Genomic DNA, 23,229 nt, shown 5'->3' with positions numbered 1-23,229 from the left:
AAGGGGAGCACTTCCTCATGATGCGTAATGCCAGATCGGAGGGGGTAGCCCGAGGATTCTCGTCACGGAGGCTTGTTTCGACCAGATGGTGTCGTTAACATCCTCGCAATCCGAACCGCCACCGCCGTGCGGTACGGCGAGATCTCGCGGCGGACCCCGAGCTCTCCACCCATCGCACCCCCCAGAGCCAGGGATCTCCGCCGGGATCCGCAGGGAAGGGAACCCATGAGATCAATCGGCGGGGCGACACACTGGTCGTCCCACCCACTCGGCCGCCGCACCGTCCTGGCCGGCGTCGGAGCGGGCGCCGTGGCCTCGCTGGCCGGCTGCGCCCGGGGAGACAGCACCGCGGTGCAGCCCGGCACCACCTCGCTCGCCAACGACAACGCCACCTGGGACCAGGGCTACGTCGCGGCCGGGCGCGAGCTGAAGAAGCTCACCGGGTACGCGCTGCGCCCCCTGTCCAACCCGAACCCCACGTCGTACAAGCAGGTCACGCAGATCTCGCTCCAGACGACCAAGGCCACGGACATGATCAAGTGGGCCTCGGGCTACTTCCTCAAGTCACTGGCCCGCACCGGGGAACTCAGCGATCTCTCCTCGATCTGGGCCGACTGTGAACGCAAGGGCTGGATCACTCCCCAGACGCGTGAGGCGATGTCGTACCGCGGCTCCGTGTACGGGATACCGCTCTACGAGTCGTACTACGTGCTCTTCTACAACACGGCCCTCTTCCGCGAGCACGGCCTGAGGGCGCCGGACACCTGGGACGAGCTGCTGCACAACGCCGAGGTGCTGAAGAAGGCGGGCGTCGTCCCGTTCGTCGCCACGCAGACCGGCAACTGGCCCGCCTACGAGTGGTTCCAGGAGCTCGTCAGCAAGGTGGACCCGGAGTTCTACGCGGAGCTGATCAGCGGCAAGGCGCAGTACACCGACCCGCAGGCGCAGCAGGCGATGCAGATCTGGCAGGACTTCATGGACAAGGGCTGGATGACACCGGCCGACTTCGACCAGAACAACGGGCCCGCCGCGCTGAAGACCGGGAGGGTCGGCATGTTCCTGCACGGTTCCTGGCAGTCGCAGGGAATCGCGGCCACCGGCATGAAGCCGGGCACCGACTTCGACGCCTTCGTCATGCCTCCCGTCGACCGCTCCACCCGCCGCTCCGTGATCACCGAGTCGGGTGTGCTGGCCGTCCCGCGCAAGGCCGTCTCGCACGAGGCGGCGATGGCCAACGCCGCGCACTGGCTCGACCCGAGGGTGCAGAAGGTGTGGACGGACTTCCTTCAGGACGCCTCGGCCAATCCGCTGTCCGAGCCGGGCAACCCGGTGATGGCAGGTCTCAAGGACCGTGCGCTGAAGGAGCGTTGGACGCTGCTGCCCCGCTACGGCGAGTCGGGTCCGCCCAACCTCGTCCAGGGAAACACCGATGACCTGGGGAGCTTCATGACCGGTGCCGCTTCTCCGCGCGCCACGCTGCGCAGCATGGCGGGGCGGGCGTCGAAGGAGTGGGCCGCGTGGGAGAGGGACGAGGCATGAGTTCTTCCGTCGGACAGCGGCGCTCGCCGCTCCCCGCGTCACTGGCCCCGGCCCGCCAGGGGCCCGGCCGTTCCGCACCCGGGCGGCGTCCGGGGAGGCGGATACGGGAGAGGCTGGCGGGGGCAGGGTTCCTGGCTCCCGCCGTGCTCCTGGTGAGCGCGCTGCTGCTGTTTCCGTTCGTCTCGACCGTCTACCGGAGCTTCTTCGACGACCGGCGCGTATCGGGTTTCGCCGGTCTCGACAACTACGGCCTCTTCCTCAGCGATCCCGTACTGACGCGGTCGATCCAGAACACCCTGATGTGGGTGGTCGGCACGGTCGCGCTCCCACTCCTGCTCGGCCTGGCCATCGCCGTGCTGACGCACATTGGTGGCTGGTCCCGTGTGGCCCGCCTGGTCGTCGTCCTCCCCTACGCCCTGTCCGGCTCGGCCGTCGCGGTGGTGTGGAACTTCGTCCTGACCACCGACGGCGCCGCCAACCAGATGCTCACGGCACTCGGTCTGGACTCCCTCGCCCAGGGCTGGCTCCTCGAATGGCCCGGCAACACGCTGGTCATGATCGCCGCCAATACGTGGCAGTCGGCGGGCGTCGCCGTGATCCTCTTCCTGGTGGGGCTCCAGACCATCCCGCCCGAAACCCTTGAGGCGGCCTCGCTCGACGGTGCGGCGGGCTGGCGGAAGTTCTGGTACGTCGTACTGCCTCAGCTGCGGACGGTCTCGGTGATCGTCGTCGGCACCAGTCTGGTCAACGGGCTCAAGTCGTTCGACCTGATCTGGGTGCTCACCCAGGGCGGGCCCGGCCGGGCCTCGGAGACGCTCGCCGTCTCGATGTACCAGGAGACCTTCCTGGCCCTGCGCCCCGGAGCCGGCGCGGCCGTCGCGGTCGTCCTCACCACGATCGTGCTGGTCGCCTCGTGGCTGTATCTGCGCCGTCAGCTGACCCCGAAAGGCAACTGATCATGACCACCCCCGGCACCACACGGAGGTCCGCTCCCCGGGCGCGGCTCACGCCCGGCCGGATCCTGCGCAACGCGACCCTGGTGGTCATCTCCCTGGCCTGGGCCCTGCCCACCTGGCTGCTGCTGGTCAACGCCCTGGTGCCGGCCGCCGACTACGGCGGCACGCCGCACTGGTGGCCGCAGGGCTTCGGCCTCTACGACAACATGTCCCAAGCCTGGACGCGGGCGAACCTCGGTCCCGCCATGGGCAACAGCCTGCTGTACGCCGTCACCAGCGCCGGAGCGGCCATCGTGGTGGCCACTACGGCCGCGTTCGCCACCGTGATCATGCCGGTCCGGCACAAGGCGCTGTGGTTCTGGCTGATCTACTCGGGCACCCTGCTGCCGCTCCAGGTCTTCCTGCGGCCCCTGTTCCTGGCGTACGCCGATGCCGGGCTCTACGACGCCCAGTTCGGACTGTTCCTGGTGTACGTGGCCATCGCCATCCCGTTCGCCTACTTCATCATGCGCAACTTCGCGCTGACGCTGGCACCGGAGATCATCGAGGCGGCCCGGATGGACGGGGCGTCGTGGTGGCGGATCTTCTGGCAGATCCATGTGCCGCTGTCCCGCTCCGCCATGGTCGCCGCGTTCGTCTTCCAGTTCGTCGCCGTCTGGAACGACCTGCTGTTCGGCATCACCTTGTCCACCAGCGGCAACATCCGTCCCGTCATGGCCGCCCTCGCCGAACTCCAGGGCAACTACTCCAACGTCGGGCCGCCCGTCGTACTCGGTGGCGCGCTCCTCGTCTCGCTGCCGACCGTCGTCCTGTTCTTCTCCGCACAGCGCTTCTTCGTCAGCAGCCTCAAGCTGCACGGCTGAGCCGCATCCCGGCCGCCCCTCACCGATCCACCTTCCCGAAAGGCAGACCATGGTGAAAACACCCGCACGCGCCGCACTTGCCCTCGCCCTTCTGACCGGAGCGCTGTGGGCGAGCCCCGCCGCGGCGGCCGGCGACGAGCGGCGGGAGACCACGCCCGCCACCTGGGCCCACCGCGCCGAGGCCGGCTACGACGCCTTGCAGCGCCACCTCTACCAGGGCCCGCGGGAGCACGGCCTGTACCTGGAGAAGACACCCCGCGAGGAGGGGGAGAACGCCCACTCGTACCTGTGGCCCCTGCGGGAGGCCGCAGCCGCCACCGTCGACATGTCAGAACTCCCGGGCGTCGGCGCCCGCTACGACCGCGATGCCGCCGAGCGTTTCACGGCCCTGCGCCTGTACTTCAACCCCCGCGACGGCAGGCCCGGTTACGACTCCTACCTGCCCGCACCGCTCGGCCAGGGCGGCGACGTCTTCTACGACGACAACGCCGTCGTCGGGCTCACCTTCCTCGACCAGTACCGGGCCACCGGCGAGAGGCTCTACCTCGAGCGGGCGGCGGAGACCTTCGACGTCGTCAGCCGCGGCTGGGACGACGACCCCGCCAAACCCTGCCCCGGCGGCATGCACTGGGTCGACTCCCCCGGCAACTACATGCGCGCCGCCAACGTGACGGGCCTGTCCGCCCAACTGGCCGCAGAGCTCTACGCCACCGGCCACGACGACCGGTACCTCGCGAGCGCGAAGAAGTGGTACGAGTGGAACTGGTCGTGCCTGCGCAGCTCCCCGGGCCTGTACAGCAACAGCCGCGACGACGACGGCACCGTCAACGAGACCCTGTGGACCTACAACTCCGGAGCCATGATCGGCACCGCCGCCACGCTCTACCGCGCCACCGGTGACCGCGCCTATCTCGACCGCGCTGTCGAGGACGCCACCGGCTCGCTCGGCTACTGGAAGCAGGGCGACCGGCTGCACGACCAGCCGGCGATCTTCAACGCCTTCTACTTCGACAACCTCCGCATCCTGGACGAGGTGCGGCCGAACCGCGCGTACCGGGAGACGGCCGCCGCGTACGCCGAGCAGACCTGGAAGGACAACCGGTCGCCGTCCGACGGCCTGTTCCGCTTCCAGCCCTCCGGCGGCGGCGACCACGACCCGGCCGCACAGGCCGAGACCCTCCACCAGTCCGCCATGGTCCAGATCTTCGCCGGGCTCGCCACCGACCGTTCCTGAGCCCCACCCGCCCCCGACCAGCACCGCACCGCAGCACACCGCAGCGCACCGCACACGAGTGGAGACCTCTCCCATGCCCCGCCCCGCACTTGCCCGTCCCTCCTGGTGGGACTCGAACACGGCCCGCGACATCCTGCGGGACCGCGCGGTGTCCGCCGAAGGGGTCCTCGGCGGACACCGGATCCGGCTGGCCCCCGAGCCGCTGCTGCGCCACGACGGCGCGGGCGGCCTGCTCCAGTCCGTCCGCGTCACCACGGGCGGCCGAGCGGTCACCCGTGCCCGCGTCACCACCGTCGCGGGCGGTGCGCTGCGGTGCGACGTCCTGCCGGGGCCCGGCGGAGACGTCCGGCTCCTCGTCCCGGAGGTGGAGTCGCCCACACCCGTCCTGGTCGAGCTGCCGGAGCTGGCCGACGGGGAAAGCGTCGAGGTACGGCTGACCCCGCAGCGCCACTGGACGCTGCACCTCGTCCAGCACGCCCACCTGGACATCGGCTACACCGACCCGCAGAGCACCGTGCTCGCCGAAGGGCGCAAGTACCTCGACTCCCTGCTCGAACTCTGCCGCAGCACGGACGACTGGCCCGACACGTCGAAGTTCCGCTGGGCGGTCGAGGGATTCTTCAGCTACGAGAACTGGTCACAGAACCGTCCGCCGCGGCAGGTCGCGGAATTCCTGGACCGGGTACGCGAGGGCCGCGTCGAACTGGCCGCGATGCCCTTCAACCTGCACACCGAGACCTGCTCCACCGACGAGTTGCACGAACTGCTGCGCCCCGTCCGCGAGCTGCGGGACCGGCACGGCATCGACATCACCACGGCCATGCAGACAGACGTACCCGGCCAGGTCGTCGGCCTCCCCGACGTCCTCGCGGGAAGCGGGATCCGCTACCTGTCGGTCGCCCACAACTGGGCGGGGCGCGCGGTACCGCACCACACCGGTGGCCAGGACCTGCCGCGCCTGTTCCGCTGGCGGGCGCCGAGCGGACGCGAAGTGCTCGTATGGCGCACCGACACCCCGCACGGCCTCGCCTACATGGAGGGGTCGATCCTCGGCTTCGACGAGTCCTTCGAGCGCGTCGACGACCTGCTGCCGAATTACCTCACCGCGCTGGCGAACCACCAGTACCCGCACGAGGGCCGCGGCATCCCCGGATTCCCCATACTGGACGAGGAGTTCAAGGGTGACCCCTACCCGTGGGACATCCTGCACCTGCGCGTCCTGGGCAAGTTCGCGGACAACGGCCCGCCGCGCCGCGTCATCGCCGAGACCGTACGCCGGTGGAACGAGGAATGGGCCTTCCCCCTCCTGCGCACCTCCCGCAACGAGGACTTCTTCATCGACGCCGAACAACGGCTCGGCGACCGGATCGAGACGTTCGAGGGCGACTGGACGGACTGGTGGGTCGACGGCGTCGGAGCGGGCGCCGTGCCGCTGGCCGCCACCCGCGACGGGCAGGCGGGGCTCGCCGACGCGCAGACCGTCGCGGGATACGCGGAGATCCTGGGGGCGCCGGACGGGGTCCGGATCACCGGGGCCGCCCCCGAGGTGTACCGCGCCGCCTCGCTGTTCAACGAACACACGTGGGGAGCGGGCGACCCCTGGACGCACGGCGACCACGGCCACGCGTCGGGCGAGCGGCAGTGGCACTGGAAGTACGCCCAAGCCCTCCACGCCCACGACGGGGCCCGCACCCTGCTCGACGCCGCGAGCGCCGCGCTGGGGGAACGGCTCGCTCCGCGCGAGGGAACGCTCGCCGGTTACTACGTCGTCAACACGTGCAGCTGGGAACGGTCCGAGACGGTGCGGCTCTTCCTGCCCGAGAGCACCGTGCCCCTCGCCGACCCGGTGCGGGTCGTCGACTCCCGGGACGGAACCGGGCTGGAGGCGGTGGAAGAAGCGCAGAGCAACGAACTCCACCGCGCGGCGGGACGCTTCCTGCTGTTCCGGCTGCCCGCCGTACCGCCCCACGGGGCGGTACGGGTGGACATCGAGCCCGCTGCGGCCCCGTCGGCCGAGCCGGCGGCGGAAGACAGCGTCCCGGCCGAAACCTCCACGGTCCTGGAGAACGAATTCCTGCGCCTGCACGTCGACCTGGCGTCCGCGTGCATCGACTCGATCGTGGACAAGCGGACCGGCAGCGAGCTGGTCCGCCAGGACGCCACGGTCGGCTTCAACGGCTACCTGTACGACGAGTACGCCACGGCCGGCGGGTTCAACCACCAGTCCAGCAAGACCACCGCCGACGCATCGATGCACCTGCTGGCCACACGGAACACGGCGCCCCCGGCGGCCCTGGTGGAACGGACCTCGGACGCCACCGGCGAGACGCTGGTCTACGAGTGCGCCCCGGCGGGAGCCCGACGCCTCCGGGTGAGGGTTCATCTGCCGCACGCGAGCGCACGAATCGACCTGGAGAACCGGATCGACAAGACCGCCACCCTGACGAAGGAGAGCGCGTTCTTCGCCTTCCCCTTCGCCATGACCTCCCCGGTCGTCCGGATGGAGGCGACCGGCGGAGCCACGGGAACGGGACTGCCCACGGTGCCGGGCTCCGCCCGGCACATGCGGGCGATCCGCCGCTGGGTCAGCCTCCAGGAGAACGGAACCGGCGCGGCGCTGGCCACCCAGGACGCGCCGCTGATCCAGGTGGGCGGCATCGCCATCCCCTATGCGCCGTATCCGCCGTCACTGGCCCAGGAAGAGCCCGGAACGGTCTTCTCCTGGGTCCACAACAACATCTGGGACACCAACTTCCCTTCCCAGCAGGCGTTCGACCACGTGTTCCGCTACAGCGTCGGCTGGGAGGAGGAGCCGGCCGGCGCGGGCGCCGTCCTCGGCATGCGCACGGCCGCCGTCACCAGCCGGCCCCTGGTGCCGGTACGCGCGAGCCGGGCACCCGAAGCCGCTCCCGCCACCGCCCACTCGCTGCTGACCCTCGACGACCCGCGCGTACGGATCGTCGGTCTGACCGTGCCGGAACCGGCGCGGGTCCTCGTACGCCTGCAGTCCTTCGCGGAAGAACCCGTCGTCTGCCGGCTCACCCCGGGGTTCTCCGTCACCGGCGCGGCGACCGCCGACTACCTCGGCACCGTGGGCGCCACGCTGCGCGTCGAGGCGGACGGTTCCCTGCCGGTGCCGCTGCCCCGGCTCGGCACCACCGCGGTGTCGCTGACGACGGAGCGCCGCCCGGACCCCCGGTGAGGTGGACCGTGCGTTCAGGTCTCCGAGATCGTCACGCGTTCGAGCCGGACCGCCGTCGGTGACGAGGCGATAGCGACGACCACGTCCTTGGACGGGTCGTCCGCCACCTCTCCGAAGATCGTGTACTGCCCGCTCAGATGGGGCGCCGGTGCGAGAGTGATGAAGAACTGGGACCCGGTGCTGTCCCGGCCGAGATTCGCCATGGCCAGTCGGAAAGGCCGGTCGAATCCGTGGTCCGGATGGATTTCGTCCGGTATCCGGTATCCGGCACTGCCCTGTCCGGTGCCCAGCCGGTCGCCGCCCTGGACGACGAACCCCGGCACACGGCGGTGGAAGACCGTGCCGTCGTAGAAACCGCCTTCTCCGGTGGCTCCGGTCAGGGGGTCGGTCCAGGTGCGGCGTCCGGTCGCCAGGCCCACGAAGTTGTCCGCGGTGTAGGGGGCTTCACCGGGGCTCAGCTGGAGGTGGACGCCGCCCAGCTCGGTGTGCAGGACCGCGGCGAGGGACCGGTAGGTCCTCAGGGAGGAGGAGAAGGGACGGCGGGCGGGCGTCTGGCGGACCCGTACCGGGGAGTCGCGCAGCGGGTCGCTCAGGGGGTCGAACGTGTTCCGGTCGCCGCTGTCGCCGCTTCCGACCGTGCCCGGTGCGCTCCCGTGCAGGCCGGTCGCGCTCCATCCCGGTGGGTCGTCGCGGACCTCGGCAGGCGCGGCCGTGCCCGGCCCGAGCCACACCGGGTGGCCGTGCGGCGGTTCGGGGCGCCTCGTGCGCCACAGCTCCCGCGTTTCGGCCGAGGCGTGGGTCAGCAGCGTGTCGAGGTCGGTCGCCGCCTGTGCGTCCAGCACCTCACGCATGGCCGTCGTGTCGTGGTACTTGTCGAAGAGCGAGCCGTTGTTGTGCTCAAGGGTGAAGCACTGGTCGACGAAGACCCGGTCGGGCAGCTCGTGCAGCACGTAGCGCCTCACCATGGCGGCGACGGGAGCCCACGCCTCTCCGCCGAACTCGACGCCCGGACCGGCGAACGCGTCCGTGGCGAGCCGCAGCGCCCGGCCGTGGCCGGTCTCGCGGCGCAGCCGCTGCCATGTGACGCGGCTGTCCCCCTGGTTGATTTTGGTGATGAAGTCCGCCAGTTCCCTCGGGTAGTGCTGCGTCCTGGCTCGTTCGTAGTGTCCGAGTTCGTTGCCGATCACGTTGTCCAGATGTCCCGCCAGCTCGGCGCACAGGTGGGGCAGCCAGCGGAACAGCCGTGCTCCGGCCGTGCGGTGGCCCGCCGCGGTCAGCCACTCCAGCAGGTAGAAGTCGGCGGCCAGCGAGGACGGGGCGACGGAGTCGACGAACCAGCGCGGGCTGTGGGCGGCGAGTTCCGCGGCGATCAGGTCGAGGGCTTCGGCGCGGTCGACATCGCCGTCGAGGTACCGGGGCCAGTGACGTTCGGCCACGGTGTACAGCCGCGCGTAGCGCCATTTGGTGCCGAGCACATCGACACATGGTCGGTGCGCGGAGTCGACCGCGCGGACCAGATGGCCGGCCGTCAGCTCCACCAGGATCTTGGTGAGGGTGACCCGCAGCCGACGCTGGTACGGAGAGCTGCCGGGCAGACGGCGGACCAGCTCGCTGGACAGGTGGTTCCCGGGGAGGGGCCCGGATTTCAGCTGCGCCCAGCCCAGCATGGTCAGGACGGCGTCGGCGAGCGTCGATCCGCGGAAGCGGCGGCAGTCGACGTAGACGCCCGTGATCCTGCCCGCGTCGATCAGGAAGCCGGTCGCGGGCGGGGCGGGTGCGAGCGGCACGAGGTGGAGGTCCAGCGTCCGCTCGGTCCCGGCGGTGCCCAGCGCCGCGCGGAGGGGAGCCAGGTAACGCCCGGGCGCCAGGAAGTCGTCGATCGCCACGGCCGCCTGCTTGCGGACGTCCTCGAACGGGGGGAGCGCCTCGGCGAGGGCCGGCGCCGCCGCGGTGAGCGCGGTGGTGACGAGTTCCGTTCCGGATCGGAGGCGGTCGTCGTCGACGAGAGTGGTGAGGTCCTCCGGCCGGCCGGCGGCGGCCAGGAACGCGGGCAGGCCGGAACCGACGGTCCGCGCCCAGGACCGCAGTCCGTCGACGAACAGGTCCGTCTCCGGGGTGACCGGCCTGGGCAGGAAGTTGGGCTCCCAGGAGCCGGTGCGCCCGATCAGCTCGCGCTGCAGCGCCAGCGCGAGGTCGAGGACGGTGCTGCGTCGGTGACGGAACCTCACATCGCTCCCCACTGGCCGCCCTGTTCGGTGAGCAGACCCGCTTGCCGCAACTCGGTGGTGACGCGCCGGCACCGCTCCTCGGTGAGCCCGGCGAACGCGGGCGACTCCTTCGACAGCCGCAGCGCGTACTCGGTGACGGTCCGCGGGGAACGCCCGTCGCTCAGGCCCCAGACCAGCGCCGTGCCGGGCGGCAGGCGGAAGTGCCGGCCGGCGGGCTGGACGAGCGTCACCATGTCGTCGTAGGCACGAGGCAGGAACGCCGGGGACCTGCGCAGCGGACCGCTCCCCGCCGGCCAGGCGGGCCAGCGGGAGACGTCGACGCCCTGCCAGCCGAGGGTGGCCGTGGCGATCAGGCAGGTCTGGGCGAACGACGTCAGAGCGGTCAGGCCCGCTTGAGGGTCGACGGCCAGGGGGTCGTCCCGCAGGAGCCGTTGGAACTCCGGGAGGGGGAACCCGTCGGGACCACTGCGGGCGAGCTGCCGCCACACCCATTTCTCGCCGAAGTAGAGGTCCCCGCCCGCAGCGGCCAGTGCCTTGCCCGCGCACACGAGGGCGCGCCGGCCGGCGAACGCGGCCGGGTCCAGGTCGGACGGGTCGTCCGACCGGCGCAGTCCGAGGCAGTCCTCGGCCGCGAAGAACGCGGCGAGCATCCAGTTGTTCATGACGAGTCGGGACAGGCGCAGCGGGTGCTCGTCGAGTCGTCGGCGCAGCGCGGACAGCGCGCCGGAGTCGGTCACGACGTCACCGGTGCGCAGCCGGACGCACAGCGCGATCTCACGCTCCGACAGTGTCTCTCCCGCCTGGTCCGAGCGCAGTCCCGTACCGAGGACCCGGTCGACGAGCGACTCCAGGGTGCCCAGGGAGAGATGCTGTACGTCGACACGGATGTCGTCGGCGAACATCTGCCGCCGCTTCTCCCCCGCCGGGGCGCCGACCAGATAGACGTCGATGTCGCTGGTGGCGCTGCCCAGCCCGACCGACGAACTCCCGGCGAGGAACGCGGCGTCCGCGTGGGTCGACGCGGCCAGACGGGACGCCACGCTCCTGCCCAGGCGCACCCTGTCCCGGGCCGATACGACTGCTGTCATCCGCTCATCCCTCCTTGGCACATCCCTCTCCGGCACGGGGCCACGGCGGCTACCAGCCGGGGTTCTCCGGCAGTGCGAGCCCGAGGTACTTGCCGTCGTCCGACACCATCACGCCGGCGCGACAGCACTGTTCGAGGAAGGCCGTCACCTCGCCCTCGGAGACCGGCACGTCCCGTACCGCCGGCAGGCGGGCGATCACCGCCGCCGAGCGGGGCGCGTCTCCACAGGCTTCGTAGGCTTCCGCCTTCCAGCCCGTGAGGACGGCCCGCTTGGGCTGGTCGGTCCTGCGGTCGATCAGCGTCAGCTTCCCGGGCAGCCGCTGGTAGACGAGGCTGGGCTTCGACTCGGCGAAGCGGGTCCGCCAGGTGGCGACGGCGGCGTTCAGCAGGGTGACCGTCTCGTGGGACACGGTGCCGGACGCCTCGTAGTCGAAGAAGTACGCGATCTTCTCGGGGTCCAGCGAGGCCGGGTAGACATGGGCGTAGCTGGCCCGGGGCCGGACCTTGTCGATGGGGAACGACGGGTCGGTGAAATAGGGGCTGAAGCGTTCCAGCCAGATCCTTCCGCAGCCCCCGGGCGGCTGCAGATGGTGGAGAAGCGGGAGCAGGCGCAGCTGCTCGGCGTAGTCCTCCTCGGTCTCCCCCGGGAATCCCGCCAGGATGTTCCAGGCCACGTCGATCCCGTAGTAGCCGGCCCATTTGAGGAGCCGGATGTTGATCAGCTTGCTCGCGCCCTTGCGCATCAGCCGCAGCACATGGGTGCTGAGGCTCTCGATGCCGGGCTGGATGCGGAGGATCCCCGCGCTTCTCAGGGTCGCGAGCTGCTCCCGGGTGAGATTGGCCTTCACCTCGAAGAAGAGGTTCACGTCCCAGTGCTCTCGGGCCAGCAGCGTGCAGAGCGACGAGAAGTACCCCATGTCCAGGATGTTGTCGACGGTGTCGACATGCACCACCGGGTAGTCGCGCAGCAGCGCGCCGAGTTCGGTGAACGCGCGCTCGCCGGACTTGGAGCGGTACGCCATGCCGAGCGCGTTGAGACCGCAGAAGGTGCAGTGGTGTTTCTGGCCCCACCAGCATCCCCGGGAGAACTCGACCGGCAGTCGTACCGGCTCCCGGCCGAGCAGCCGGGCGCGGTCGAAGCGCTCCAGCCAGGCGAAGTAGTCCCGGTAGTCCGGGGTGGGAAGGTCGTCGAGGGCCTGCGGGCGCTGCGCGTCGGCCGCCTGCGGCGGGTGCGCGGCGGCGTGCCGCAGGACGCCGGCGATCGGGCTGTCCGTGCCGTCGGCGATGTTCCTCAGCAGGGCGGGGAACACGATGTCGCCCTCGCCGGCCACCACGTAGTCGAGCCAGGGCAGCTTCCTCACGTACTCGGCGCCCATCTCCCCGTCGAAGTTGGCGCCTCCGTAGACCAGGGTCACGCCGGGGTGGAATTCCTTGATCCTCCTCCCCAGCGCGAGGGACGCCGTGTTCTGCATGAACGTGGAGGTGAACCCGATGACGTCGTACTCGCCCCACACCGGTCTGGCCGCGCATGCGGCGATCCAGTCCGGCATCGTCTCGCGGCGCATCTCCACGAGGTCCTCGAGGCCCTTTCCGGTGAGCTCGTCCCAGATGGACTTCACTTCCGGATATTCGGCGAAGTAGTCCTCGTCCGGGGTCACTTCGCCGAACGCGGCGTAGGAGAAGAGCCACTCCCCCATCAGATGCAGCCGTTCCGAGGCGACGTTGGCGACGGTGTCGTAGGCCTTGCTGCCGAAGAAGGAGGCGAACTCGATGTTGAGGTAGTGGCTGTCGCACTCGTGCCCGGCCTCGCGGGTGATCGACTGCAACAGTCCGCACTGGATGGAGGGCGCGTGGATGCGCGCCCAGGGCATGTTGACCAGGGCGACACGCAGAGCCCTGCCGGGCGGTGAAGGGGACGCCGTGTGGTCCGCCCCGGTCCGCACGGCCAGGGGCAGGCGGATGATGCTCATCGGTTCCCCCTCGGGTCTGGGCACATCGGTCACTCGAAGTCGTCGTGGCCGTGTCTGCTGGCACGCCGGGCCTGGAGGAGGATCGACAGCGCGGCGAGGGCGGTGAACCCGAGACCGGCGGCGATCTCCAGGCCCAGGTCGCCGAGCCATGGCCGGCCGTCCATCCCCGCGCGGACGGCGTCCAGGCCGTGCCGGGCCGGCAGTACCTGGCCGATCGCGTCCACCCATCCCACCCTGCCGGGCGGGACGATCGCGCCGCTGCACAGCATGACCAGGTAGGACAGGACGTTCGGGGCCACCACGTCGGCCCGTTTGCCGACCGTCATCGTCGCCCCGGCCAGCCCCAGCACGCTGAGCGTGAGCGCGATCAGCGCGTACACCCACGCCCAGGGCAGCAGCCGCATGGCGAAGTCCGTCATGCCGAGCAGCGGCGCCGCGATCGCGCCCTGGACGACCAGGAGGACCCAGCCCATGACGGGGTAGGGCAGCACCCGGGCGATCTGGGTGACGGTGGGCGACAGCGCGCCGGTGCGGACCCGCGCGAAGGTGGCGTACTGCTTGTCCAGGACGGGCACGGCGACCACGCCGTGGACGTTGGTGCCGCTCAGCGCCAGCACCAGCGATCCGGCGAAGGCGTACTCGCGGTGTCCGGGACCCGCGAGGACACCCGCGAGCGTCGTGAAGAACAGGATCTGCAGGACCCCGCGCGGCAGGGTCGCGCCGAGCAGACCGGCGGGCGTCTGGAGCGCCCGGTACTCCAGCCAGCCCATGCGGGCCGCCTCGGCCGCCCGCCAGGCCGGGGAGCCGCGGGCGGGCTCCACGGCGTGCGAGGGGGCGGTGTCATGCGAGGTCAAGCGTCCCCTCCTTCCGGGACCTCTCGACGGACCGGCGGTAGGCGAAGCCGGCGGCGGAGAGGTAGGCGAGGGTCAACAGCGTCGCGACGCCCAGCGGGGCGAACGTGACGTCCCCGGTGCTCGCACGGACCAGACAGTCCTTGATCCAGTGCAGGCTGAGCAGTTCGGGCGCCCAGCGCAGCCACTCGGGCAGCGCGCCGGTGGGAATGAGCAGTCCGCCCAGGGCGAAGACCGGGTACATCAGCGCGTGCGACCACACCAACCCGTTGCGGGTCACCAGGAAGAGGCAGGACACCAGCGCCCCCAGAGCGGTGCCCGAGCAGACCAGCACCACGAGCGACACGACGGCCCACGCCGGGTGCGACACGCTCAGGGGCAGCCCCAGCGCCGCCGCGGTGACGCCGGTGCTGACGAGGATCGCCACGACGCTGGTGACGGTGGCACCCAGGCTCTTGCCGAGCAGCACCAGGTAGGGCGACCAGACTCCGGAGACACAGCGGGCCAGGGTGCCGAAGGTGCGCTCGCGGCGCAGGACTCCTCCGCTCATCCACACGGTGGAGCCCCACAGCGCGGTGAGCATCACGGCCACGACGAGTTCGGCCGCGCCCTGGGAACGGGGGCGGCCGGTCTCCACCGCGATGACCAGGAACACGGCGGGCAGCATGCCCGAGTTGACCAGCAGCAGCGGATTGCGCTGCATGGCCCGCTGCTCCATGCGGAACGCGGTCAGGAACATCCACGCGGCGCCCCTCACCGCGCCCCACCGACCTGGCGGCCGTCGGCCAGGAGCGCGGCCACGTGCGAGTAGACATCCTCGAGCCGCACCGGGTCGATGCGCACGTCCACCACGCTGACGTGCGCCAACGCCTGTTCGAGCAGGCCGAACGAGCCGATGCTCCAGTCGCGGACGTGCAGCCGGAGGGTCCACGACTCGTCGGCCACCTCGACGCCGCCGACGGCGATGTCGGGGGACGACAGGCCGCCGCCGTCGGGCGGGCTGCCGGTGCCGCGCACGGTCACCGTGGCGGTGTAGCCGGCCTGCCGGGCGAACTCCTCGACCGGCAGGTCCGCCGCCAGGGTGCCGTCCGCGAGAATGATCACCCGGCCGGCGAGGCGTTCGATGTCGAGCAGTTGGTGGCTCGTGAGCAGGACCGAGACTCCGGTGTCGCGCAGCCGGGCGACGGTGCCGCGCAGCCGTTCGGCCTCGACCGGGTCGAGGCCCACGGTCGGTTCGTCGAGCAGCAGGACGCGCGGCTCGGCGATCATGCCGATGGCGATGTGCAGGCGCTGGCGCATGCCCTTGGAGTACGTCTCCACCGCGCGGCCCGCCGCGCCGGTCAGGCCGACCTCCTCCAGCGCGGCGTCCAGCTTCGCGCTCAGGCCGCGCCGGCCCACGCCGGCGAGCATGGCGAAGAAGCGCAGGTTGTCGCGGCCGTTCAGCTTGGCGTAGAGGCCACGGTCGCCGCCCAGCACGACGCCGGTCATACGGCGTACCTCGCGCAGATCGCGGGTGACGTCGTGGCCGAAGACCCGGGCGGCACCGGCCGTGGGCAGCAGCAGGGTGGCGAGGATCTTGGTGAGGGTGGTCTTGCCCGCGCCGTTGCTGCCCAGCAGGCCCACGATCTCGCCGGCCCCGACCTGGAAACTGACGTCCCGCAGGGCCACGAGTTCGCGTCCGCGGTCGATGAAGGTACGGCCGAGCCGTTCCACGACGATCGCCGGCTCGCTCAACGCCCGGCCCCCGTCGGATGAACGTCCGCCGCTCCCTGTGCGACGGCGGCCCGCGCGGCGGCGAGTCTGGCCAGTGGGATCCGTGGCGGCGCGCACGAGACGTGGTCGAAGCCCGCCTCGGCGAAGAACCGCACGGCCGCCGCATCGGCTGCCTGCTCGCCGCAGACGCCGAGCGTGATGCCGGGGCGTACGGCCCGTGCCTCGGCGGCAACCTGGCGTGCCAGGGTCCCGACCGCCTCGACGTCCAGCCGGGCGAAGGGGGATTCGGCGAGGAGGCCCACATCCTCGTAGGCGGGCAGCAGGTGACGTTCGGCGTCGTCGCGGGACAGGCCCCAGACGAGTGCGGTGAGGTCGTTGGTGCCCAGGGACAGGGAGTCCGCACGGCGGGCGATCGACCCGGCCAGCAGGGCGGCCCGCGGGGTCTCGATCATGGCGCCCAGGGAGATGGCCGCCTGCTCCCGGGAGGTTCCCAGACGGGCGCAGACATCGTCGAGCATGCCCCGGACGAAGTCCAGTTCCGCCGGCACGCCGACCATGGGGACGAGGAGTTCGGGCCGCGGGTCCCGGCCGGCGCGGCGCAGCGCGAGGGTCGCTTCCACCAGCGCCTTGATCTGTACGGCCGTCAGTGCCGGGAGCAGGACGCCCATCCGCACGCCGCGCACTCCGAGCATGGGGTTGTGCTCGTGCAGGCGGCGCGTGATGTCGAGGCGGTCCCGGTCGGCCGGGGCGCCGGTCGCGGCCGTGGTCAGGGAGAGTTCGGTCAGGTCGGGAAGGAACTCGTGGCGCGGGGGGTCGAGCAGACGGATCGTGACCGGCCGTCCGTCCATCGCGGCGAGTATGTCCGTGATCTCCGCCCGCAGGAGGGCACGCACGGTGGCGAGGTCCTCCGTCATGTCGGGGCCGGGCCGAGCCATCAGGACCCGTTGGAGCACCTGGTGGCGCTCGCCGAGGAACATGTGCTCCAGTCGGCACAGTCCCACCCCGTCGGCGCCCAGTGCCCGCCCGGCGGCGGCGTCCGCGCCGGTGTCGGCGTTCACCCGTACGGAGATGCCGGGCAGCCCCGACAGCGCGTCGTCCAGCCAGCCGGGCAGCTCCGGGGCGGCCCGCAGTCCGGCGGTGTGCCCCGTGCGGACACCGAGGTGGATCACTCCGGCGTGGCCGTCCACCGTGACCAGGTCGCGGGCGCGGACGGTGTCGCCGTGCGTGGTGCGCAGGACCTCGGCGTCGGCGTCGAGGACGCCGTCGACGAGGGCGGCGACGGCCGGCAGTCCGAGTCCGCGCGCCACGACCGCGGCGTGCGACGTCTGTCCGCCCCGCTCGGTGACGACGGCCGCCGCGGCCAGCAGGCCAGGAAGATCCTCCGGCCTCGACTCGGTGAGGACCAGCACCGGCTGTTCGCCGTTCGCCTGCGCGGCGACGGCGTCGGCCGCGCTGAAGACGACGGCGCCGCCGGCGATGCCGGGCGACACGCCGAGGCCGCGCGCCGCCACGGGCAGATCGAGCGATCGCGCCGCCCCGGAACGCGCCTGTTCGACGTCCGGCGGCTCCACCAGTGACACCGCCTGCGCGGGGGTCAGCCGGCCGTGTTCGTACCGAGTGGCCACGGCACGCAGGAGAGCGGCGCCGCGCAGGGGTGCTCGGGTGCTTCTGACGATGTGGGGCCTGCCCTCTTCGACGAGGAACTCCACCCTCGCCGGCCAGTCGAGTTCGGCCTCGGCGGCGTGGACCGCCTCCCGTACCCGCGGGCCCCAGGGCCGATCGTCGATCAGTCGGGCGAGATCCTCGCCGCCCGCTGTCAGCAGCTGGGCTCCGGATCCCCCGGCGAGAAAGGAGCCGGTCACGCCGGGCCGACCGGTCGACGGATCGCAGGAGAAGGCGAGGCCGCTGCCTCCGTCGGGGCCGCACCACAGCGGCTGTCGCCCGAGCCCGAACTGGGCCGGACCGGTCACGCCCCTGGTCAACGCCCTTACCAGCGCGACCACTTGCTGGACCGGCTCGTCCGGCAGAGCGGCGCCGGGCTGCACCGTGGCCAGGGCGGCGGACAGTTCGGCCCTGCGTTCCGCGGCGAAGCCGCTACCGGCGAGCCCTGCCAGCCATCGCCGGCTGGCAGGGCTCATTCCGAGAAATGACAGGCAGCTTCCCTTAGGGCAGGGGAGCCACGCTGTCAGGAAGACGGGGTCGTCCGCGCTCCCGAGGCGATGGCCGGGATCGAGCGCGGCGATCGCCTCGGCAATGGTGTCGTCAGCGGCGCCGACCGGCAGCCACACCACTGAATCAGCGGAACAACCGGCCGGCAGACGCTCCATGACCACGCGCTGAATCCCCCTCCCCCAAGGGCGAGGTCCGGCACCGTTTCCGGTGGTGAACCTCTGGTGGCAACCCGCCACCGGCAGGCGGGGACGGGTCGACGAGCGGAACCTACCGGCTCACGAACTCCGCCCGGACACCGAGCAGGTACACACGGTCGTCCAGATCGGCGGCGTCCTCCGGGGTGATCGGAGAGAATTCCAGCTCGGCCAGGTCGGCGAGCTCCTCGACGTTCGAGTTGGTTTTGTCCATGTTCCGACGCTAACAGCGAACACTTCTGACCACAAGGTGAACTCCTGTTGTCCGAAAGGTAGTTGTCGACACTACGACTCCCCGGAACGCACGGGACTCCGGATGTCGCCGCCCACCCGGGAACACGCAGGGTGCGCCCGGCCGACATTTCCAGCCATTCGCCGAAGGAATGAGCAAAACCCCCGGACTATGATCACGCGAGTGCGGATCACCAAGTACACCCATTCATGTGTCCGGTTGGAACACGACGGCGGCGGCACGCTGGTCATCGATCCCGGCGTCTGGAGCGAGCCCGGGGCCCTCAGCGGCGCGGACGCGGTCCTGGTGACCCACGAACACGAGGACCACGTGGACCTGTTGCGGCTGAAGGGACTGGGCGTGCCCGTCTACGCCCCCGAGTCGGCGCGTATCCCGGGCCTGGACTTCACCGGCGTCGTCGCCGGCGAGGAGTTCACCGCGGCCGGCTTCCGGGTGACCGCCCACGGCGGGCGGCACGCGCGCATCTACGGCGGCCTCCCGGACTGCGCCAACCTCGGATACCTCGTCGATGACGCCCTCTACCACCCCGGGGACTCCCTGCACCTTCCCGACCGGCCGGTGGAGACCCTGCTGGTCCCCCTCCAAGGATCGTGGATGAAGACGGACGAGGCCATCGACTTCGTCCGTGCCGTCCAGCCGGAACGGGCCTACGGCATCCACGACGGGCAGGTCAACGAGCGGGGTCTGCGGAGCCTCAACGGCTGGATGGCCGACGAGTGCGGCGGCTGCTACCGCCGGCTCCCGCCCGGCTCGTCCGCCCGATGACCGGGTCGTCCGCCCCCGTCCTGTTCACTGTCGCCGGCCCGCCCGCGCCGGGGCGTCTGAGCACCATGGTCCGGCCCCGCGGTCACGCGGACCTGGCAGCCGACATGGCTGCCCTGCGCGGAGCCGGCACCGACATCCTGGTCTGCGCCCTCCCCGACGCCGAACGCGCCGCACTCGGGCTCGCCGACGAGCCCCGCCTCGCCGAGGCCGCCGGGCTGCGGTTCGTCGCCCTGCCCATCCCCGACTTCGCTGTCCCGTCGATCCCCGTCGTGCTGCCGGTACTCCGGGATCTCGCCGCGCAACTGCGGGCCGGAGCCCATGTCGTGGCGCACTGCCGCTGCGCCGTCGGACGGTCCTCCCTGACCGCGGTCTCCCTCATGATCCTCCTGGGCATCACGCCCGGGGCCGCCTGGGCGTCCATGGAGCGGGCGCGGGGGGCAGCGGTGCCGGACACCGAGGAACAGCGCGCGTGGACGCTGGAGCTGTTCCGCGTCGTCTCCACCGGCGGACAGCGCCCCGAACCGAATCGCGCGGTACGGCCCTCGGACCCTCGGTCTCCGCCGGCCCCGTGACCACCGGTCTGCCGGCCGCCCTCGGCCGTGGCCCGGCATCCGGTGATGCCGTTCCCGGGCACCGTCAGGGACAGGTGGACCCGCGTGCGGAAGGCAGGGCGGACAGGTGGCCCGCCGCTCGGATCCGGTGGTGCAGCGTGGCGGCGTCGGCGTCCAGTCCCCGGTCGGTGTAGATGGAGGCGGCTTCCTGCCAGCAGTCGATCGCCTCGTCGACGCGTCCGAGGCTGAGCAGCGAGGTGGCGAGGACGGTGAGAGGCCCGGCGAGCGTCTCCTCATGGCTGCCCAGGGACGCGCGGCCGAGGGCGATGGCGCGTCGGCAGTGAGCGATCGCCGTGTCGTGGTCGCCGATGCCTTGCCGGCCCACGGCGATGGCCGCGAGGGCGCACGCTTCGCCGTCCGTGTCGCCGAGCCGGTGGCGCAGTGCCGCGCTGCGTGTGCCGCAGTCGATGGCTTGCTGGTGATTGCCGAGGTCGGAGTGCAGACCGGCGAGGTGGCCTTCGGCCACCGCTTCCCACCGTCCGGTGTCGAATCCTTCGCTGAGCAGGCGAGCCTCGTCGAAGTGGTGCCGTGCTTCGACGAGGAGCGTCTGCCGGCGCAGCAGCCGGCCGAGTTCGACGCGGGCGGCGATCTGGATGTGGACGTTGCCGGCGTCCTGGGCGATTCGGCAGGCGTCGGTCAGGTCCGCCCGCGCGTCCGGATGTTGCAGGTGCGCCAGCGCTTCTCCGCGGGCGAGCAGGGCGTTGGCCTCGTGCTCGGTCCGGCCGGACCGCCGCGCCGCACGCAGACCCGCGGTGGCGGTGTCGACGCGTTCCTCCCAGCCACCCATGAGCACGAGGAAGCCGAGGGCGTCGAGGAGGTGCAGGGCGTGGCCATCCATGGCTCGGTCCACGGCGTGGTACAGAGCGGCGATCAGGTTGGCCCGTTCGGCTGTGAACCAGGCCCAGGCATGGTCGCGGTCGGCCACGGCGAGGGGGTGGGCGGGCTCTGCGAGGGTGGTCACCACGCGTGTGCAGGTCGGGTAGAGCCGGCGGTCGGCGGTGCGGGCGGTGTGGCTGTACCAGGTGAGCAGGGAGTCGAGGGCGTCGTGGCGCTGGTTCTCGGTGTCGTGTTCGTCGGCCAACTCCTCCGCGTAGGCGCGCAGGAGGTCGTGGAAACGGTATCGGTGGGGTGCGACCGGTTCGATGAGGTGTGCGTCGGCCAGCGCGTCGAGCAGCTGCCGTGTCTCGGGTGGTGGTCGGCGCGCAAGGGCCGCGGCCGCGGGGGTCGAGATGTCCGGGCCCGGATGCAGGCCCAGACGCCGGAAGAGGTTCGCCTGTCCGACGGTCAGCTGTTCGTAGGACCAGTCGAGTACGTTGCGGACCGCGGCGTAGGGGTCTCGGCCCCAGCTCAGTGCGTCGAGTCTGGAGTCGCCGTCGGCGAGTTCGGCGGCGATGCCGGCGACGGAGACGTGTGCGTACGCGGCCGCGCGCCCCGCGGCGATCCGCAGCGCCAGGGGCAGGCGGGCGCACAGCCGGATGAGGTTCTTCACCGCGGCCGGCTCCGCCTGGGCCCGGGTGGGGCCGAGGATGCCGACGACCAGGTTCAACGCCTCGGCCGGGGAGAGCACGTCGAGGGTGAGCCGGTGCGCGGCCTCCGTGACCACCAGGCCGGTCAGACTGTCACGGCTGGTCACCAGCACCATGCAGCCGGGTGCTCCGGGCAGCAGCGGGCGGACCTGCTCGGCACTGTGGGCGTTGTCCAGCACGATCAGCATGCGCCGCCCCGCCGCGAGTGTGCGGAAGAGTCCCGAGCGGGCGCCGGTCCCGGCGGGTACCGCCGCCGGGTGTACGCCGAGCGCGACCAGGAAGTCGTCGAGTACCTCGTCCGGGGTCGCGGGCTTGCCGGGACCGTACCCGCGCAGGTTGGTGTGGAGCGTGCCGTCGGGGAACCGGTCCTGGACGCGGTGGGCCCAGTGCACCGCGAGCGTCGTCTTGCCCACTCCGCCCGATCCGTCGAGCGCGGAGATCACCACGGCCTGCCCGCCGGCGGGCGGCAACAGGGTGTCGAGCTCGGCCAGGTGGTCGGCGCGGCCCGTGAAGTCGCGGATGGTCTGGGGAAGTTGCCTCGGTACCGGCGGAGCGTCGTGCCAAGACTGTCTCGGGGTGGGCACGGCGTCGGAGAGCCGGGCCCGGTTGACCGGGCGGGGGCGCGGCTCACCGCGCAGGATCTGCTCGTGCAGACGCTGTACGTCGGATCCGGGGCCGACTCCGAGCTCTTCGGCAAGCCGGGCTCTGAGGCAGCGGAAGACGTGCAGCGCGTCCGCGCGTCGGCCACAGCGGTCCAACGCCGTCATCAGCTGGGCGTGGAGTCCTTCGCGCAGTGGATGGTCGTGGACGAGATCAGTCAGGTCGTCGACGACTTCCTGATGCTCACCGAGTTCCAGCCGCCATCCGGCCGACAACTCCAGCGCGCCGAGCCGCTGCTCGTCCAGCCGCGCGGCGGATCTGGTCAGTGCCGCGGTACCCAGTCCGTTGAGCGCGGGTCCACGCCAGAGGTTCAGTGCCGTCCGGATCACGCCGCCCGCCCGCTCCAGCCGCCCCTCAGCGGCGTGACGGCGGCTGTCGGCGACCCCGGCGGCGAACCGAAGGGAATCGAGATCCTGTTCACCGATGCGGATCAGGTAGCCGGGCTCCTCGGTACGGATGAGCCGCTGCTCGGTGTCGCCCAGCCGTTCACGCAGTGCCGAGACGGAGTTCCGCAACTGCTTGACGGCGGTGGCGGGTGGCTCGTCCTCCCAGGTCATCTCGGCGAGCCTGGACAGCGGCACCACCGAGTTCGGTGCCAGCAACAGTGCGGCCAGCACCCGCTGCCGACGCGCTCCGGGTACCGGCGTCCGCTGCCGGCCGGTCCAGACCTCAAGCGCGCCGAGTACGCGAAAGTCCATCCCCCGAACTTCCCTCATCACTGAAAGCAATCGGACCACAGCATAGCGTTCACGGGAATGTCCTCTCAACGCCCTTGATGACGCGGTGATGACGCCGTGGGGACGGCGCACGAGAGCGTGAACCTCGGAGCGGGATCGCTCCCGAGCGTCATCAACACGGAGGGCGAAGAAGAATGAGAAAGCTCAGGATTACGACAGGCGCCGGTCAGGGCCGGGCCACGTCGGCGAGAACCGCGCGGTGGCGCTCGGCGACGACCGCCGCGGCTCTGGCCGCGGCCAGTGTCGTGGGTCTGGTGACCGCGACGCCGGCGAGTGCCGCGGTGAAGCGGACGTGCGGAACCCACATCTGTGTGGCCACCGCCTACCAGGGCACCCGTTACGTCCAGGACATCACCGTCTCCACCAGGGACGGACTGCCGGGAACGCTCCGGGCCTTCGCCGGCGACTTCCGGGCTTCCAAGGCCAACGACGACAGCAACGTATTCACCGTCAACCGGGAACTCGGCCAGCCCGGAAGCGGCCGGCTCGCCGTCTGCGGGGGCCTGGACCGGAGCGGCAGGGTCATCGAGAACCACTGTGTCCTGATTCCCTGAGTCGAACAGCGCCGGTTCTGCCGTCGGTGGGTGTCCGGGCGGAGACCCACCGACGGCAGGCCGCGCTACCGGCTGCGGCCCGGACGTGCGGCAGATCGTCGGCGATCCGGTCCT

Annotated in this window: 17 protein-coding genes; 8 read left to right on the top strand and 9 right to left on the bottom strand. The window is 71.3% G+C overall.

What is annotated here, in order from left to right:
• Nucleotides 1–225 precede the first annotated feature (225 nt).
• The 5 genes from ACZ61E_RS23485 (at nucleotide 226) to ACZ61E_RS23465 (ending at nucleotide 7,794) form a co-directional block, all read left to right on the top strand.
• Nucleotides 226–1,539, top strand: a complete 1,314-nt coding sequence (locus ACZ61E_RS23485) for an ABC transporter substrate-binding protein (RefSeq protein ID WP_469701813.1) — start codon at nucleotides 226–228, stop codon at nucleotides 1,537–1,539.
• The gene (locus ACZ61E_RS23480; protein ID WP_469701812.1) at nucleotides 1,536–2,495 is read left to right on the top strand and encodes a carbohydrate ABC transporter permease; all 960 of its coding nucleotides are present in this window, start codon (nucleotides 1,536–1,538) and stop codon (nucleotides 2,493–2,495) included. Before ACZ61E_RS23485 ends, ACZ61E_RS23480 begins: the two co-directional genes overlap by 4 nt.
• A gap of 2 nt (nucleotides 2,496–2,497) precedes the next feature.
• Complete coding sequence (locus ACZ61E_RS23475; protein ID WP_469701811.1) at nucleotides 2,498–3,358, top strand: carbohydrate ABC transporter permease; 861 nt, start codon at nucleotides 2,498–2,500, stop codon at nucleotides 3,356–3,358.
• A 49-nt stretch (nucleotides 3,359–3,407) separates the two neighbouring features.
• Complete coding sequence (locus tag ACZ61E_RS23470; RefSeq protein WP_469701810.1) at nucleotides 3,408–4,592, top strand: glycoside hydrolase family 76 protein; 1,185 nt, start codon at nucleotides 3,408–3,410, stop codon at nucleotides 4,590–4,592.
• A 73-nt stretch (nucleotides 4,593–4,665) separates the two neighbouring features.
• Nucleotides 4,666–7,794 (top strand): glycoside hydrolase family 38 N-terminal domain-containing protein, encoded by a 3,129-nt coding sequence (locus ACZ61E_RS23465; protein ID WP_469701809.1) that lies wholly within the window; start codon nucleotides 4,666–4,668, stop codon nucleotides 7,792–7,794.
• A 14-nt stretch (nucleotides 7,795–7,808) separates the two neighbouring features.
• On the opposite strand, the gene ACZ61E_RS23460 is transcribed toward ACZ61E_RS23465, so the two are convergent.
• The 8 genes from ACZ61E_RS23460 to ACZ61E_RS23425 form a co-directional block, all read right to left on the bottom strand.
• Nucleotides 7,809–8,315 carry a peptidylprolyl isomerase gene (locus tag ACZ61E_RS23460; protein ID WP_469701832.1) on the bottom strand — a complete coding sequence of 169 codons (507 nt, stop codon included), beginning with the start codon at nucleotides 8,313–8,315 and terminating at the stop codon, nucleotides 7,809–7,811.
• A gap of 1,703 nt (nucleotides 8,316–10,018) precedes the next feature.
• Entirely contained in the window at nucleotides 10,019–11,110 is a 1,092-nt protein-coding gene (locus tag ACZ61E_RS23455) for a hypothetical protein (RefSeq protein WP_469701808.1), read from the bottom strand.
• Between the two features lie 49 nt (nucleotides 11,111–11,159).
• Nucleotides 11,160–13,079 carry a RiPP maturation radical SAM C-methyltransferase gene (locus ACZ61E_RS23450; protein ID WP_469701807.1) on the bottom strand — a complete coding sequence of 640 codons (1,920 nt, stop codon included), beginning with the start codon at nucleotides 13,077–13,079 and terminating at the stop codon, nucleotides 11,160–11,162.
• Nucleotides 13,080–13,108: 29 nt separating this feature from the next.
• Nucleotides 13,109–13,933 carry an ABC transporter permease gene (locus ACZ61E_RS23445; protein ID WP_469701806.1) on the bottom strand — a complete coding sequence of 275 codons (825 nt, stop codon included), beginning with the start codon at nucleotides 13,931–13,933 and terminating at the stop codon, nucleotides 13,109–13,111.
• Entirely contained in the window at nucleotides 13,920–14,669 is a 750-nt protein-coding gene (locus tag ACZ61E_RS23440; protein ID WP_469701805.1) for an ABC transporter permease, read from the bottom strand. The genes ACZ61E_RS23445 and ACZ61E_RS23440 overlap by 14 nt, the downstream gene beginning before the upstream one ends.
• A 14-nt stretch (nucleotides 14,670–14,683) precedes the next feature.
• Nucleotides 14,684–15,664 carry an ABC transporter ATP-binding protein gene (locus tag ACZ61E_RS23435; RefSeq protein ID WP_469701804.1) on the bottom strand — a complete coding sequence of 327 codons (981 nt, stop codon included), beginning with the start codon at nucleotides 15,662–15,664 and terminating at the stop codon, nucleotides 14,684–14,686.
• Complete coding sequence (locus ACZ61E_RS23430; protein WP_469701803.1) at nucleotides 15,661–17,781, bottom strand: putative PEP-binding protein; 2,121 nt, start codon at nucleotides 17,779–17,781, stop codon at nucleotides 15,661–15,663. The genes ACZ61E_RS23435 and ACZ61E_RS23430 overlap by 4 nt, the downstream gene beginning before the upstream one ends.
• A 301-nt stretch (nucleotides 17,782–18,082) precedes the next feature.
• A complete protein-coding gene (locus tag ACZ61E_RS23425) occupies nucleotides 18,083–18,223 on the bottom strand; it encodes a hypothetical protein (RefSeq protein WP_405817455.1) in 141 nt (46 codons plus the stop codon).
• Nucleotides 18,224–18,412: 189 nt separating this feature from the next.
• Here ACZ61E_RS23425 and ACZ61E_RS23420 point away from each other — a divergent pair, with 189 nt between their 5' ends.
• Nucleotides 18,413–19,027: an MBL fold metallo-hydrolase gene (locus ACZ61E_RS23420; RefSeq protein ID WP_469701802.1), complete on the top strand. Its 615-nt coding sequence runs from the start codon at nucleotides 18,413–18,415 to the stop codon at nucleotides 19,025–19,027.
• Nucleotides 19,024–19,599 (top strand): phosphatase domain-containing putative toxin, encoded by a 576-nt coding sequence (locus ACZ61E_RS23415; RefSeq protein WP_469701801.1) that lies wholly within the window; start codon nucleotides 19,024–19,026, stop codon nucleotides 19,597–19,599. The genes ACZ61E_RS23420 and ACZ61E_RS23415 overlap by 4 nt, the downstream gene beginning before the upstream one ends.
• A 64-nt stretch (nucleotides 19,600–19,663) precedes the next feature.
• On the opposite strand, the gene ACZ61E_RS23410 is transcribed toward ACZ61E_RS23415, so the two are convergent.
• Nucleotides 19,664–22,522 (bottom strand): AfsR/SARP family transcriptional regulator, encoded by a 2,859-nt coding sequence (locus tag ACZ61E_RS23410; RefSeq protein ID WP_469701800.1) that lies wholly within the window; start codon nucleotides 22,520–22,522, stop codon nucleotides 19,664–19,666.
• A gap of 173 nt (nucleotides 22,523–22,695) precedes the next feature.
• Here ACZ61E_RS23410 and ACZ61E_RS23405 point away from each other — a divergent pair, with 173 nt between their 5' ends.
• Nucleotides 22,696–23,115 (top strand): hypothetical protein, encoded by a 420-nt coding sequence (locus ACZ61E_RS23405; RefSeq protein ID WP_469701799.1) that lies wholly within the window; start codon nucleotides 22,696–22,698, stop codon nucleotides 23,113–23,115.
• The last annotated feature ends 114 nt before the right edge of the window (nucleotides 23,116–23,229 follow it).

The sequence above is a fragment of the Streptomyces sp. NPDC104581 genome, from assembly GCF_055583685.1.
The sequence above is the reverse complement of the archived record's forward strand: the minus strand, read 5'-3'. Positions and strand labels throughout refer to the sequence as shown.